This is a genomic window from Tautonia rosea, from assembly GCF_012958305.1.
Classification (GTDB): domain Bacteria; phylum Planctomycetota; class Planctomycetia; order Isosphaerales; family Isosphaeraceae; genus Tautonia; species Tautonia rosea.
On the sequence record NZ_JABBYO010000001.1, the window covers coordinates 376,347 to 391,184 of the forward strand.

The 14,838-nt window shown below is 65.6% G+C and carries 13 protein-coding genes; all 13 read right to left on the bottom strand.

All coding sequences use genetic code 11. From position 1 onward, the window contains the following. Positions 1–2 precede the first annotated feature (2 nt). The 13 genes from HG800_RS01495 to HG800_RS01555 all read right to left on the bottom strand — a co-directional run bounded on the left by HG800_RS01495 (position 3) and on the right by HG800_RS01555 (position 14,678). On the bottom strand, positions 3–1,154 hold the full coding sequence (locus tag HG800_RS01495) for an iron-containing alcohol dehydrogenase (RefSeq protein ID WP_169972935.1): 1,152 nt from the start codon (positions 1,152–1,154) through the stop codon (positions 3–5). 5 nt (positions 1,155–1,159) lie between these two features. Next, on the bottom strand, positions 1,160–1,456 hold the full coding sequence (locus HG800_RS01500; RefSeq protein WP_169972937.1) for a putative quinol monooxygenase: 297 nt from the start codon (positions 1,454–1,456) through the stop codon (positions 1,160–1,162). Between the two features lie 92 nt (positions 1,457–1,548). Further along, entirely contained in the window at positions 1,549–2,043 is a 495-nt protein-coding gene (locus HG800_RS01505; RefSeq protein WP_169972939.1) for a Fur family transcriptional regulator, read from the bottom strand. A gap of 244 nt (positions 2,044–2,287) precedes the next feature. Continuing rightward, positions 2,288–2,572 carry a flagellar biosynthesis anti-sigma factor FlgM gene (locus HG800_RS01510; RefSeq protein ID WP_169972941.1) on the bottom strand — a complete coding sequence of 95 codons (285 nt, stop codon included), beginning with the start codon at positions 2,570–2,572 and terminating at the stop codon, positions 2,288–2,290. Between the two features lie 223 nt (positions 2,573–2,795). Then, complete coding sequence (locus HG800_RS01515) at positions 2,796–4,082, bottom strand: MlaD family protein (protein WP_169972943.1); 1,287 nt, start codon at positions 4,080–4,082, stop codon at positions 2,796–2,798. Positions 4,083–4,127: 45 nt separating this feature from the next. Then, positions 4,128–5,015 (bottom strand): ABC transporter permease, encoded by an 888-nt coding sequence (locus HG800_RS01520; RefSeq protein ID WP_169972945.1) that lies wholly within the window; start codon positions 5,013–5,015, stop codon positions 4,128–4,130. Between the two features lie 47 nt (positions 5,016–5,062). After that, positions 5,063–5,455 (bottom strand): hypothetical protein, encoded by a 393-nt coding sequence (locus HG800_RS01525; RefSeq protein ID WP_169972947.1) that lies wholly within the window; start codon positions 5,453–5,455, stop codon positions 5,063–5,065. Between the two features lie 187 nt (positions 5,456–5,642). Beyond that, positions 5,643–6,338, bottom strand: a complete 696-nt coding sequence (nfi, locus tag HG800_RS01530) for a deoxyribonuclease V (RefSeq protein WP_169972949.1) — start codon at positions 6,336–6,338, stop codon at positions 5,643–5,645. A 9-nt stretch (positions 6,339–6,347) separates the two neighbouring features. Continuing rightward, positions 6,348–7,406, bottom strand: coding sequence for a low-specificity L-threonine aldolase (ltaE, locus tag HG800_RS01535; RefSeq protein WP_169972952.1), 1,059 nt, complete (start codon positions 7,404–7,406; stop codon positions 6,348–6,350). Next, positions 7,403–10,534 (bottom strand): PVC-type heme-binding CxxCH protein, encoded by a 3,132-nt coding sequence (locus HG800_RS01540; RefSeq protein ID WP_169972954.1) that lies wholly within the window; start codon positions 10,532–10,534, stop codon positions 7,403–7,405. Before HG800_RS01540 ends, ltaE begins: the two co-directional genes overlap by 4 nt. Positions 10,535–10,734: 200 nt before the next feature. Further along, the gene (locus HG800_RS01545) at positions 10,735–12,414 is read right to left on the bottom strand and encodes a Gfo/Idh/MocA family protein (protein ID WP_169972956.1); all 1,680 of its coding nucleotides are present in this window, start codon (positions 12,412–12,414) and stop codon (positions 10,735–10,737) included. A 100-nt stretch (positions 12,415–12,514) separates the two neighbouring features. After that, complete coding sequence (locus HG800_RS01550) at positions 12,515–13,468, bottom strand: DoxX family protein (protein WP_169972958.1); 954 nt, start codon at positions 13,466–13,468, stop codon at positions 12,515–12,517. Between the two features lie 106 nt (positions 13,469–13,574). Next, entirely contained in the window at positions 13,575–14,678 is a 1,104-nt protein-coding gene (locus HG800_RS01555; protein WP_169972960.1) for an FAD:protein FMN transferase, read from the bottom strand. Between the last annotated feature and the right edge of the window lie 160 nt (positions 14,679–14,838).

Genomic DNA, 14,838 nt, shown 5'->3' on the forward strand with positions numbered 1-14,838 from the left:
ATTCAGAGTGCCTCCTCAAGAATCGCGCACAGTTCCGCGTCGGTCAGGGCTACAGGGTTCCCCTTCATGCTACTCGCCCGCTGAGCGATCGGGATGATCCAGTCGCAATCGTCGCTCGACAACCCCGCTTCTCCCAGCCCTGGAATCTGGAAGTCCTCGCAACGGGCTCGGACCCAGGCAACCCCGTCGAGGGCTTCGGCCTCAGGATCGCCGGTCAACGTGCGAGCCACCTCGGCGAACCGATCGAGGATCGCCGGGTCTCCCCGCTGAGTGATCGCGCACAGGTTGGTTTCCATGACGATCGGCAGCAGCCGCGCACAGATCGCTCCGTGAGGATGTCCAGTGGCTCCTCCCAGCACTCCCGCGAAGCCGTGAACCGCCCCGAGGCGTGCATTGGCCAGGGCGATCCCACCACAGAGAGCCGCCAGGGCCATGTCCTCTCGGGCGGAAAGGTCCGAGCCATCCTCAAAGGCACGGGCCAGCGATCGCGCCGCTCGGGCCAGCCCCTCGCGGCAGATGCCGTCGGTGATGGGGTTGGCCGCGTTGCTGACGAACGGCTCGATCAGTTGTGTCAACGCATCCATGCCGGTGAAGGCGGTGATCTTCGGGGGCATCGAGACAGTCAGTTCCGGGTCGATCACGGCCAGTCGGGCCAGCAGGTACGGACTCCGCAAACTCGCCTTCACTCGATGCTCAGGCACGTCGAGCACGGCGTTCCGGGTGACCTCGGTCCCGGTCCCGGCTGTGGTCGGAACGGCGAGAAAAGGGACGCCAGGCTGCTGCAACGGTTGCCCCTTCCCGACCAACTCCAGGTAGTCGAGCACCTCTCCCGGATTGCCAAGCAAGGCAGCCACCGCCTTCCCGGCGTCGAGCACGCTGCCGCCACCTTGGGCGATCACCAGATCACACCGCTCGTCGCGTGCAAGCTGGGTCGCTTCATCCACCTGATGTGTGGTTGGCTCTCCGCTGACCGCGACGACCACCGACGCGATGCCGACCTCCGCCAGGCCTGCCGTCAGCCCGTCACGTCCCCGCTCAGCGCCTCCCAGCACGACAAGGGCCCGCTGGCCAAGGTCGCTCGCCAGGCTGGGGAGCATCGCGGCCTTTCCCAGCCCGAACAGGATGCGTCCGGCCGTGGCAAACTCAAAGATCATGGGCGTTACGCCTCGGCATCAACTGCGTCGAACTTCACGCTGAACCGCGGCACCGCCATCATGTCGGCTACCGTCTCGGCCCACGTCTGGTAGTGCGCCGTCTGCTTGTGTTCCGCCGGAGCCTCGGCGGTCCGGTAAATCTCAACGAGTACAAATCGGGTCGGATCATCCTGCTGCTGGAGCACGTCGAACCGCGCGACACCCGGCTCTCGCCGACTGTTCCTTGCGTTCTCCACCGAGGCCGCCTTGAACGCCTCGACCTGATCCGGCTTCACCTGGATGTGCACATGGACAATCAGCATGAACGTCCCTCAGATCGAACGAAGGCGTCATCAAAGGAGGTCAAAAATCCATGGCCGATCCGGGCTTGGCTCGATGAAGGCCTGCTTTCGTCTTAAATCTGATCGAGCTTCCGCCTGCGACTGCGAGCCTTCAGGCAATCGGGGCACTGACCTGTGATCACAAACTTATGATTCTCGGCCCGAAAACCAAACTGCTGGGCAATCACATCCCGAATGCGCCGGATCTCGTCGTTGCGAAACTCAACGATCGCCCCACATTCGGAGCAGTGCATGTGATCGTGCGATGGGTAACCGTAATTATGCTCGTACGCCGTCCGATTCGTGAGCCGAAGCTCGCGAAGCAAGCCGGCTTCGACCATCAATCGAAGGGAACGATACACCGTCGATCGACTGACCCGACGCCCCGCCTCGCGCAGATCGGCGACCAACTCGTCCGCATCGAAGTGCTTGTGCGAATTAAAGATATGGTTGACCAGAACCCGCCTTGGCTCGGTCAATTTCTCACCCCGAATCTCCAGAAACTCACGAAATTTCTCTTCGGGACTCTCTTTGACCTGAAGCGGTTCGAGGTCGGCAGGTGGCGTCACAATGCTCGTTCCTGTGAGGCGATTCTCGGGACGTGGCAAACGGCCGTCGACCTGATGGCTTCGGCGAAGAATCGAGAACAATTCTCGATTATAGCGCCTCCCATCGATCGCGGCCAGGGGAACCCGCCTCGGGGGGTTCGATCCTCTAGGACCTCGATGCGGACACGGCCGCAAAACGACCCGGGCCGGTGGCTTCGGCCCGGGGTCACACACGAGCAATCACAACCGAGCGAGCCATCCTGGATTAGAATCCGGAAAGCTCGGAGAGCAGGTTATCAAGGGCTCGATCCAGTTTCTCGGGGGTTTCGTAGGTCCCCTCGGCAATCTGCTGACGGATGGCCTCGACCTTCTCGTGGCGGATTTCCGGCAGACTGTGAATCCCGTCGAGCACCAGGCCGAGCTGAGAAATCTCGACCTGATCCTTCGGTGCGGCGGCCGGGGCGTTGGCCGCGGATTCGACGCTGAAGGAGGCCAGTCGGGGATAGATCGGTTGCGGGCCCTGGGGGCCGCCGGCGCCGTGGATTTCCATGGTTTGCGTCTCCTTTTGCACCTGGGAGAGACCCTGCCAGCCGATTCCGGCTCGGTCTCACTGTTCTGGCCCGCCGATCTCGACCCCTTATCCCCCTCGTGAGGATAAAGCCGCGGTCGAGGGCTTGAGGACCATCACAATCATTTCGTCTGTCTCTAAGATCGGCCGGAAGCTGGAACGAATTTAACCGAAAATGCGAAAATCACGGGATCGATTCAGACGTTTACTCCCGATTCATCAGACCACCCCCTCGGTTTCGGTCTGGTTGCGGCTGGGCCTGGATCCCTTGGGCCAGTCCTCGCATCATCGGTTCGAGCTGCGCGTTGATGGCGGAAGCTCGTTGAAGCATCTGGTCGACCGCCTGTTGTTGCTGCGGGGTTTGCATCTGTGTCCGCAATGCCTGGAGGTGCTTGACCGCGTCGTTGAACTCGCTGGCCGCCTTCAGGACAACGTTGGCCGTGTCGAAGTTTGCCAGAGCAATCTCGGCGTCGCGGCCCGGCTTGTAGAGTGGGCTGATCAACAGCGGATTGGCCCGGATCTTTTCGACCGTCATTCGGCCCGAGTCGGTAATGTCCCGCACGTTGCCGATCGTCCGCTCAATGTTCGCCCTGTTGTTGACCAAAATGCCCGAGATGTTCCCCAGCGAGATGTCGGCCTGGTACAGGACCCGATCGGCCCGCATCCGGGTCTCGTCGAGGTTCTCGGCCAGCTCGCCGAGCTTCGGTCCATACTGCTGGAGCATCACGTTCGATTTGCTCGACAGGTGGCGGACGTTCTCGACCGTCTCGGCGATCCCTTCCCGATTCTCCACCACAGCCCCTTCCAGCTCGTCGACCAGAGTTGCAGCCTGCACGAGCAGGGCCTCGACCCGATCGGTCATGGCGTCGAGCTTGCCCGAGGCGCCGGCCACGGCCGGACCGGCAATCTCGGTGGCCTGCTGGACATCATCCGCTGCTTGCTGGAAGGCGGCGAGGGTCTTCTGAAGCCTCGGCGAAATCTCGTCAATCGTCCGCCGGACCTGGCCGATCGTGTGACTCAGATGGCCGCGCTCGACCGGGCCCAGCCCGACCTGTTCCAGCAGAGGATCGAACAGAGAACTCTCGATCCCCTCAATCGGCTGCCCTGGAACCCAGGCCACGCCCGACTCTCCCACCGAGGCGATATTGACGCTGGACGAGCCCGTCAGGCCCGAGACGATCACAATCACCGCATCCTGCTTCAGGCGGCTCGCGAGGTCCTGGGCAATCGACAGGCGGACCCGAGCCCGCAAGGCCCCCTCGTGGTCCACGATATCCACGTCCGACACCCGACCTGCCTCCAGGCCGGCGATCCGGACCGGATGGCCGGGACGGATTCCCTGGCCGTCTCGGAAGTAGACGTCGATCGAGGTGCGATCGGTCACCAGGTAGCCCGGCCCTCCTCCGGCCAGGACGACCAGGCCAAGCAGGCCCGCCACCGCCGCCACCAGGACCAGGCCGACGCGGGCGTCTCGGATCGTCGAGCGGCTCATGGGGATATCCGTCTCCAGGGCTGGGTCGCGCAGGTCCGGTCCGGGTCAGGTCGGCAGGACCGTCGGGCCGAACGCCGGCCCAGCGAGGTACGCAAACAGGAACCACGAAAGGTTGAATCCCAGGATCAATGTCATCGCCACGCAGCAGGCCCGCAGGCCCGCCACATGAGGCGGCAAGGCATCTCGATGGGTCCCCTCGAAGCAGGCCACCGAGGCCGCGATCGAGCCGAAGACAATCCCCTTGACCACCAGGCCGACCACGTCTCGCATCCAGAGCATCTCGGCAAACGTGTCGAACAGTGTTTCGAGGGGAATCCCCAGGACCACGTGGGCGATCCGGTAACCGACCAGCGTTCCCACCGCCGTCCCCCAGGCGGCCAGCACCGGACCCATCAGGGCCGCGGCGATCAACCGAGGCAGGGTCGCCCTGGCGTCACTCGGTCCCGATCGGTCGTCGGCCTGGAGGCCCAGCGCCACGTCCCGATCGGCAATCCACTCGGGATCGGCGTCAATCGCTGGCCGGGGCTGGGTCCGCAGCTCAACCGTCGCCCGGCTCGCCAGCAACCCGGCAAGAATGAACCCCGAGAGCAAGGGGCCGCCATTGCGGATCAGGCCGACGCCGACCACCGGTCCCACCCCAGCCTCGAAGGTCGCGCCAAAATATGCTTGCATGGACAAAAACGAACCCATGCCGATGTGGACAAGCCCGACGATGGGCAATCCGGCAAGAACCAGCCAGTCCAGCTGGGCCATCGTCGCGGCCCGGAGCGACAGGGTGCCGGTCGGCCTGGGCTCGGCCATCGCCGCGAACGCCCGAATCGGCCAGAGGACCAGACCCCCGACATAAGCCAGCAGCAGGACGATCGGCCGGAGCGGCGCAAGCACGCTCGGCAAAGGCTCGGGCTCGATCGTTGCGGTGATGCGGTCGGACATGGACCGGCCCTCCCTGGCCGGGGGTCGTTCATCGGGCGGCAATTCGATCAGCGTCGAGGGGCATTTCCGACCGCAGGCACGCGCCGACGATCCGCTGGAGCAGCCATCTGCGACGCCCACCACGCCCGCCACCGGGCCACAGCGGCCGATCGCTCCTCCGGAGTCCCGTACGGCACGAAGCCGAAGTCCTGGCCAGTCCGCTGCCGGAGCGCCTCGTGGCTCGACAGGCGGACGACCGGGTCCACGTCCTCCAGATGTTCAATCAAGGCCGGAATCGCCTGGGCATCACTCACCGAATCATCGAGCCCGGCCGCCCTGGCCCGGACGAACGGAGCCGGATCGTTCAACTCCGCGAAATGGCGCACCCCAGTCCGACACCCCGAACACAGGGTCAGTGACGTCATGGTGACCAGCACAAGCCGGAGCTGCCTGCGATCCATCCCTGCCGCCTTTGATTCCTCGGGTCCTTCCGAAGATGCGATCTGCTCCGCGCGACCCGAGAGGGGATCGCCCGGCGCGAACGGAGCGGAGCTTACACAAAGCCTCCAAATCGGGCAATGCCGGTCGGGCATTGGGACAGACCCATCGTTCGGTGGGAACGCTCAGGGCAACGCCCGAACTGGCGCCTTAGGGGGGGGCTGGCCGCTCCCCAGCCTGCCGCCGCAGTTCGTTCACATACGCGTGGGCGAACCGGATCGGCGTCGAGAGGCGGTATGTCCCGGTCGTCTCCAGGACGATCCGGATCGCACTGTCGAGGTCGCAGCGATGCCCCGGAGAGACGTAAACCGGGTTCGTACGCCGCTTCGTTCGGAGGGCAACTCCGATCGTCTCCCCCAGATGGATCAACGGCGAGCGATCCCCACGCTCCGGCCCCAGCTCCTCGAAGGTGCCGCACAAGCGAGACTTGGCACACCCGACCGTTGGCAGATCAAGCCAGAGGCCGACGTGCGAGGCGATTCCCAGACGCCTGGGGTGGGCGATCCCCTGACCGTCGCAGATCAGGACGTCGGGGCGATGCCTCAGGCGATCGAACGCATCCAGCACGGCCGGGGCTTCCCTGAACGAGAGCAAACCCGGAACATAGGGATAGCTTGCGGTCGCGATCAGGCCGCTTCGTTCCACGATTGCGTCCGTCTCCGCATCGATCACGACCACGGCTGCGAACAGGCGGTCGTCGCCCCGATTGTACGAGACGTCGGCCGCCGCGATCAGGCGACAGGGGCCGAGCGGCGAGGTGGTGTCGAGCCGATCGGCCAGCTCGCGCTGAATGATGCGAGCCTCGTCGGGCGCAAGATCCCAGCGGTGAAGCGGATTTCGGGGCATGAGCGGGTCTCAGGCGGTTCGGGCCATCCCCTCGGTCACCCGAGAGATGGCCTCGGCAGCCTGCTCGGCCTGCGATCGGGAACAGTCCAGGTGAGTCACCGCCCGGAGGATCTGGGGGCCCAGGGCGCTGACGAGGACCCCCAACTCCCGAAGCCGATCGGCCACCTCGCGCGCGGTGCCGACCTCGGGGTCGACCGAAATCCAGACGAGATTCGTTTCGACCGGACCCGATTCAAGCGACAATCCAGGTGCGTGCTCAACCGCTTGTGCGATCATCTGGGCATGAGCATGGTCTTCGGCGATACGATCCACATGATGCTCCAGGGCGTACAGGGCTCCAGCCGCGATGATGCCGGCCTGCCGCATGCCGCCGCCGAGGGCCTTGCGGAGCCGGTGGGCGCGTCGCATCAGATCGGCCGATCCGGCGATGGCCGAGCCGACGGGAGCCCCCAGCCCCTTGCTGAAGCAGATCGAGACGGTATCGAACGCGGCGGCCCAGTCGCGGGCCGGGACGCCCGAGGCGACCACGGCGTTCATCAATCGGGCACCGTCGAGGTGCATGGCCAGGCCATGCTCGCGGGCCCAGCCCGAAATCTCGCGGACCGACTCGATCGGCTGGACCCGGCCGCCGGCACGGTTGTGGGTGTTCTCCAGGCAGATGAGGCGGGTTCGGACGTAGTGCTCGTTGTCGGGCTGGATCTTATCGCGGAGGTGGTCGAGGCCGATCAGGCCGCCGTGCGGGTTGATCGTGCGGGCCTGGACCCCCCAGTGGCGGGCGATGCCGCCGGCCTCCCAGACATAGACATGAGCGCGAGCGTCACAGATCAGCTCATCTCCTGGGCCTGCATGCAAGCCGATGCCGATCTGATTGGCCATCGTGCCCGAGGGGACGAACAGGGCGGCTTCCTTGCCGAGCAGGTCCGCCACCCGGGATTCGAGGGCGAGGACGGTCGGGTCTTCGCCGTAAACGTCATCACCCACCTCGGCCTCTGCCATCGCCCGGCGCATGGCGGAGGTTGGCTGAGTCACGGTATCGGATCGGAGATCGATCAATGATCGGGTGCTCATTCCTGAGATCCTTCGGACGAGGCGGGGGCCGCTCGGGGGGTGATGAGGGTCCGGGGGGTGCCGTCGATGGGGCGGGCCTCGGGGTCTTCGGGGGCGCGGTCGAGGCAGAGGAAAGCGATGAGGTCGGCCATCTCGCTCGGGGTGATCTGCTCCTCCAGGTTCTCGGGCATGAGGGAGACAGGGCTGACCTGGACCTCCTCGACCTGATCGCGGGGAATGACCGCCCGCTCGCCCCCCTGGAGTTTCAGGACGATCCGGCGGTCGTTGTCTTCTTCCACCAGGCCCGCCAGGATGCGGCCGTCGGCCGTGGCCACGATCGTGCCTTGATAGGAGGCGCCGATGACGAGGCTGGGGTCGAGCACGTTCGAGAGCAGTTGTTCATAAGAGCCTCGGCCGTTGCCGGTGAGGTCCGGGCCGACCTGTTCCCCCTTGCCGTACATCTGGTGGCACTGGGCACAGACGCGATCGAACACAAGCCGTCCGGCGATCGGATCGCCATTGGCCTCGCTCAGGTCGTCGCGGATGCGGGCGAGGACCTGTTCCCGGGCCGGGTCGCGCCCTTCGCGGACGGTGCCCCAGGTCTGGCGGACGAGGTCGGCCAGTTCCTGATCGGGGCTTTCCAGCAGGGCACGGACCTGATTGACGTTGAGGACCTGCGTCGGCAGCTCGCCGCGCCCGATCGCTTCGAGCAAGGACCGGGTCCAGGCGGGACGCTGGGTGAGCAGGGCGACGGCACGGGGCTTCAGCTCGGGCTCGAAGGTGGAGTAGGAGCTTAGGATCAGATCAGCAATCCGAGGTTCGTTGATCTGGCCGATCGCGGCGAGTACCTCCCCTCGGAAGGCGACAGAGCCGGCCTCGGGACGGGAGAAGACCGCTGCGATGGCGGGCAATACCTCGGTGTCATCGGACGCGACGAGGACATCGAGCGCCGCCCGACGCTCGGCATCCTCGGCCTCGGGGTCGGCGAACCGTTGGCGGACAAGGGCCAGGGCGTCGGCGTCTCCCCAGAGGGCGGAGAGCCGGGCGAAGGTGGAACGAATCGGGTCGTCCTGATTTGCCAGTGCGTTGCGGAAGTCCCGTTGAAGGCCGTCGCGGAGCGACGCGAGCCGGTCGGGATCGAACCGCCCTTGTCGGACCTGATCAGCGAGGGTGGCGAGGCTCGCCCGACGCGAGTCGTCATCAACCGATTCGTGCTTGATGATGAACCGGGCCAGGTCGGCCAGCTGCTCGCCGGGGACGGCATCGACGGCGATGATGCGGTCGAGCATCCTCGCCAGCATCTCGGCCAGCGGGAGCGACCAGCGTCGGTCGGCACCCTGGAGCAAAGCGGCCAGGCGGGCGACGGCCTCGGGGTCGTTGAGCATCGGGTGCAGGTTCTGCCAGACGACGCGGGGGAGCAAGGGGTCGTCGGATTCGGTCGACCCGAGCACAGCGAGCAGGGTGGCCATGCCGTCGAGCCCCTCGACCTTCCGGGAGGCGATGGCGAGCTGGAGGCGGACGTCGGGCGAGGGGTCGTCGGCGAGGGCAACGAGCGTTTCGAGGACGTCGGGCTCGACCCGGCCGAGGGTCCCGGCGTAGCGGACGCCCCAGGCGCGGAAGGTCGGGTCGTCGTAGGCGAGCAGGTCACGGAGGTGATCGGAGGTCAGGGTGACGGCGGATTGGGCGATGTCGGGGACGTGATCCAGCCCGTCGAGGCCGTGACCGTTCCAACTGACGAGGACCCAGAGGGCGTGCAGGCGACCTTTGCGTCCCAGATCGTCGGAGAAGACTGCGGAGCGGAGTTTCTTGTAGAGAGGAACCTCGTGGCCGACACCTCCGAATTTGAGGCGCTCGGTCAGGAGGCGCTGGGCGATGTCGCGGTCGTAGACGTTCGGGCTGTCGAGGAGCCGAATGAGGGAGTCGTTCGATTCGGAAGCCAGGTCGAAGTTTGCCCGGCGCGGGGTGTTGGCGTAGCGGACGCGGTAGAGACGCCCCTTGAGGCGGTCGATGCCGGCGGGGTCGCGGTTGGCGTCCTGGTAGCAGTGGTAGCGATCGTACCAGTCGAGGATGTAGAGGGAGCCGTCGGGGCCGACCTTCTGGACGACGGGCATGAACCAGGCGTCGTTGGCCGAGAGGAAGTCGGCTTCGCCGTGGCCCTGGTACGTGGAGCCGTTGCGGGTGAGGGAATCGACATTGATGCAATTGCCGTGGATGTTCCCCATGTACAGCTTGCCGCGGTACTCGGGGGGGTAGGCGTCGCTGTCGAAGTAGGTGATGCCGCAATAAGCACGCTTCTGGTGGAAGTGATCGACGATGGACTCGATCTTCCAGGTGAACGGCGGATAAGGCCCCCCCTGCCGATGGTAGTAGCCCGACTCGACCAGGTGCCAGAGGTGGTCGATCACGCAGGCCGAGGCGAACAGCGAGCCCTCGGGGTCGATGGCGATGCCCCAGGGATTGCTCGTGCCTTCGCAAAAGAGTTCGAATTTGCGAGTGGTCGGGTGGATGCGGAAGATGGCACAGGTGAATTCGAATGTCTTGCCGTGTTGCTCGACCTTGCTCGGGTTGAAGACGCCGTTCCAGCCGTAGAGCCAGCCGTCGGGGCCCCAGGTGAGGCTGTTGGGTAGCTCGTGGGTGTCGTAGCGGCCGAAGCCGGTGACGACGACCTCGGGGGGGCCGTCGGCGACGCCGTCGCGGTCGGCGTCGGGATAGAAGAGGATGTCGGGGGCATTGGCCACCCAGACCCCGCCGTGGCCGACGGCAATGCCCGAGGGGATGTTCAACCCCTCGGCGAAGATTCGGACGGAGTCGGCCGAACCGTCGCCATTCGTATCCTCAAGGATCTTCACGCGATCGCGGCCGGGGCCGGGCTCGCGGCGGGGGTATTCGAGGCTCTCGGTGACCCAGATGCGCCCTCTTTCGTCGAAGGTCATGGCGACGGGGTTGACGAGGTCCGGTTCGCTCGCGACGAGTTCGACGGTAAAGCCGTCGGGGACGGTCATCGCGGCGATCGCCTCGGCGGGGGTGCGGGCGGGGTTGGGGGGGCGGTCCTGACCGTGGGGGATGGGCTGGTCCTGGATGGCGCCGCTGGGAGGGGTGAGGGAGAGGGCGGCTCCGAGAAGGGTGGTCAGCACCATGCTCAATCGCATCGACACGTTCTCCTGGCGGGACCCTTGGCGAGGCCCCTGGTGTCTTGCAACGGGGGGGAGAGGATGTTCCGAGGGTACCGTCCGGATCGGAGACAAGGCAACGGTGTTGAGCGGAGTATGGGACGCAAAACGACCCGGCCGGGAGGGGGAAGCCTCCCGACCGGGCCGGAGTCAAGCGAACTGCAGGGGCCTCGATGCGATCAGGCGCGGCCGCGGGCGAGGCGGCCGGAGAAGTCAGCCTCGGGGACGGCCGGGGATTCGGGATCGAACCACTCGGGCTTGAACTCGATCCGGGCGTTGTGCCGCATGGCCAGGTTGCTGGTCAGGGCGATGACGGCGTCGGCAAGGGCGACGGGACCGGGGCAGCGGGGCTGGTGGTCGGGGTCGCCGTTGTAGTTGTCCGGGTCGCCGTTGCGGATGCAGTAGGCGAAATGCTCCAGCTCCTCGCGGTAGCCGCGGGAGGGGAGGTCGCCGGGGCCGGCAGCCATGGCGCCGAGCGACTGGGCCTGCGAGGGGCCGGCGAGGCTCGGGCTGGTGGCCAGGGCGTTGCCCGATTCAACCGAGATGGTGGTGGACCGGCCAGCCCAGTTGTCCTGGGGACGGTTGCGGTCGTATTCCTTGTAGAGGTAGATGTCGTATTCCTTGGAAACCATCAGGGTGCCGTAGGTCCCCATGACGGTTTCGCCGTAGTCCTCGAAGGCGTTGGTGGTGATCGAGGAGTAGGAGACGACGACGCGCTCGTCGGTGTCGGGGACGCCGCGGCTGTCGAGGTTGGCGCCGATCTTCGGGAACTCGAAGTTGACGAAGACGTGATCGTCGACCTCGCGGCCGTCCTGGTAGTAGTAGGTGCCGCCGAAGCCGGAGACGGCGAGCGGGTGCTGCTTGCCGAGGAAGATGGAGCAGGCGTCGAGCTGGTGGCTGCCCAGCTCGGCCATCAGGCCGGCGCCGGTCTTGTCATAGAGCCGCCAGCGGACGAGCTCGTCGTGATTGTTGCACTTGTAGACCTTGCCGTCGGACGCCTTGTAGGCAATAGCGTCGAGGTCGACCTTGTCGTCCCCTTCCTCGTAGCGGGGCTTCCAGGAGTCGTAGTAGAGGGGGTTGCCGTCGTCGTCGCGGAGGATGACGGGGTCGCCCTTGTCGTCGTACTTGATGGTGCCGTCGTCGTTCTTGGCGAACTGGAGCTGGCCGTTGTTGCGGTGCCAGGAGGCCCGAATGTGACGGATCTCGCCGAGCATGCCGGCGCGAATCAGGGCGTTGGCGTTGTCGTAGATGGCCGAGTAGTGCCGCTGGTGGCCGATGGCCAGCAAGCGGTTGTTTTCTCGGGCGGCCTTGATCATGGCCTTGCATTCGCTGATGTCATGGGCCATCAGCTTTTCGCAGAAAACGTGCTTGCCGGCCTTCAGCGCGTCGATGGCGACCGGGGCGTGCAGCCAGAGCGGCAGGGCGATGACGACGACCTCGACCTCGGGGTCGTCGAGGACCTCCTTGATCGTGCCGTAGTTCTTCAGGGCCGCGATGTCGGACTTGGTGTACTGGCCCAGGTCCTGACGGGCGAAGTAGTCGAGGGCGCGCTTCTGGTTGTAGGGTCGGGCGTCGCAGAAGCCGATGTAGTTGATGTAATCGCGGTTCGACTGGCGGATCATGGCATCGCAACCTTCGTTGCCGGTGCCGATGACCGCGGCCTTGACGGCCGGCTTGTCGCCCAGAGGCTTGTAGCCGAAGTAAAGGGCGCCGAGGGCGGGCCCGGCGGCGGCGGCGGCCACGAGGAAGTCGCGACGGGTCGGGTAGCCCGCTCGGGGGCCGGTCTCCAGCCCGCCGATCGCGGCGTAGGCGTTGGCCCGACCGATGGCGCGCTGCTCGTCGGTGAGATGGTTGGTCATGCTTGGCAGCTCCTGTCGGTTCGAAGCGGTCCGGAAACGTTCCAGGACCGGTCAACGTCGGGGCGATCGGGCCGGGGCGACGGCCCGAGGAAGGAGGAGATTACGCGGTGGCTCGGGGCTCGCCGGCCTCGGCAGCAGAGGCGATGTTCCGTCGATCGATCCAGCCGAACAACAGACGGTCAACGCCGAACCAGAGGCCACTGGGGGTCGCCGCCAAAGCGAGCAGGGCGAGCATCTCGATCAGGGTCTTATTTACGATCAAATACGTTCCCTCGGCCCGGGGGTTCGGAGGCAAGCCCGGGAAAGGGGGCATACTGATGTAAAAGAGGAACAACAGGCCGGCGGCCCCCAAGGCCGCAACGGGGGTGAACAGACCGGCCATCAGCAGAAGCCCGCAGATGGTCAGACCGTACATGGTGATCAGGTCGATCTGGTCGAGCGATGACGGAGCAGGGCCGAGTTCCCCGGCAGTTTCCAGTTGATCCGGCTCGGCAAGTGCGATCCAGGAGGCTCTCAGGTCGGCCGTCCACTGGTCGATCGGGGCAGTGAGGTCCTTGCGAAGGGTTTCGACTTCGTACAGAAGGTCTTGCAGCCGATCACGTTCGAAGGCCATCTCGGGGGGTTGACGGCGCCCTTCGCGGACCTGGGCGACCTTGTCCTTGTAATCGGCGATCTGATCGGCGTTCTCGTCGTCGGCGAACCAGGAATCGGCGCGGGCCTTGGTCTGGTCGAGCTGTTCGCGGGCCTGGGCCAGTTGATCGGGGGTGAACTGGAAGTGGGCCGAGGCTCGTCGCAGTTCCTCATCCCACCACTGGTTCAGCAGTTCGGGATTGAGCTGATCGAGACTATCGACGTCGGGAACGAGATTGCGGAAGTTCTCGGCAAGCGGGCCGGTGGCGTTTCTCAGGTACGATTCCGAGGAGAAGGGTTGAGCGGTGTCCTGGCTCTGAATCTTGTCGCGGCCCTCGTAATAGACATGCCAGCCGATCGCGATGCGGAGCAGCACCAGGAACAAGGCGCCGAAGAAGCCGGGATAATACCAACGCGGGGCCATCGTGGGCGACCCTCCTACAGAGGAAAACGAGACGCGGCTCCAGGGCGAGGAGCGAGTCTCCCAGGCCCTGGAACGGACCAGGGGCCTGGGATGCAATCCCGACAGTTTACGGCGGGGCGGTCGCGCCTTCGAGGGACTCGGGGGAGAAATCGTGTTCGGTGAGGTTGAACGTCACCGTCCGGGACCGGCCTTCCTCTCCCCGGAGGACGAACAGGGCGGCAACGTCGGTGCGGTCACGGAGGATTGAGGCCGATCCGTCGGGGCCAAGGATCGAGAAGGCCGTGGAGAGGGCATCGGCCTCGGCGGCCGTGGGAGCGAGGACCGTGACGCTGGCCGGGGCATCGGCGTCGAGCGGCTCTCCGATTCGGGGGTCGAGAATGTGGCTGTAGAATCGCCCGTTGGCCTCAAACCACTGAATCGAGCCGCCGGATGTCGAGAGGCCGCGATTCCTGAGGTGCAGCGTGCCGACCGATCGGGAGAGGTCGAACGGATCAACCACCTTAATCTGCCAGCGTCCGCCGAGGCGATCGGGGGGCGACCCGAGGGCAAAGAGGCTGGACTGGCCCCCGTGAATAAGGGCGGAGGTCGGGAACCAGTAATCGCGGATGAGCTGAGTGACCCGATCGAGGGCGTAGCCTTTGCCGATCGCGCCGAAGTTCAGGACAACTCCAGGGCGCGTGAACTGGATCGTTGATTGTTCGGGGTCAAGCTGAAGCAGGTGACACCCCGAACGATCTCGGGCATCGGCCAGTTCATCAGGGCTGGGAACCCGTCTGGGCCCCCGGATGAATCCCCAGGCGAGGCTTAACGCCCCGGAGGCAAGCTCGTAGGCCCCGCCGGTCTGACGACCGATCTGGAGGGCTTGCTCGATCAGGGAAAAGAGTTCGGGAGAGACGCGGACTGGCTGCTCATGGGCCGAGGCGTTCAGGCGGCTGACCTCGGAATCGTCTCGATAGATCGTGAGCAGGAATTCGACGGAGTCGATCACGTCGAGTGCTGACTGGGCAAGGGCAGCAGCACCCGGGGTTCGAACCGGCAACCGGACCTCGAAATAGGAGCCCATGCCCGGACGACGGGCCAGCACGAGATCGCCTCCGTTGAGCCGTTCGAGCACCGGGGAAGGGACCGGAGCGTTCGGTTCAGACGCTCTGGCGGGAGAGCGGAACCGGAACAGATCACGGCGGCTAACGCTCGGTGGAGGAGGGAGCACTCCGGACCTCGTTTCGCGTGGGTCGGCGACCGGCAACGGTAGGGCGGGAGGGGCCATTCATCCTGGAAGCCATCGGGCAAAGACCGAAGGACCAGATGACGCTTCGAGACCATTCGGCTCGTAATGGCACCCTTCATTATAGCCTCATGACCGAGTCGGG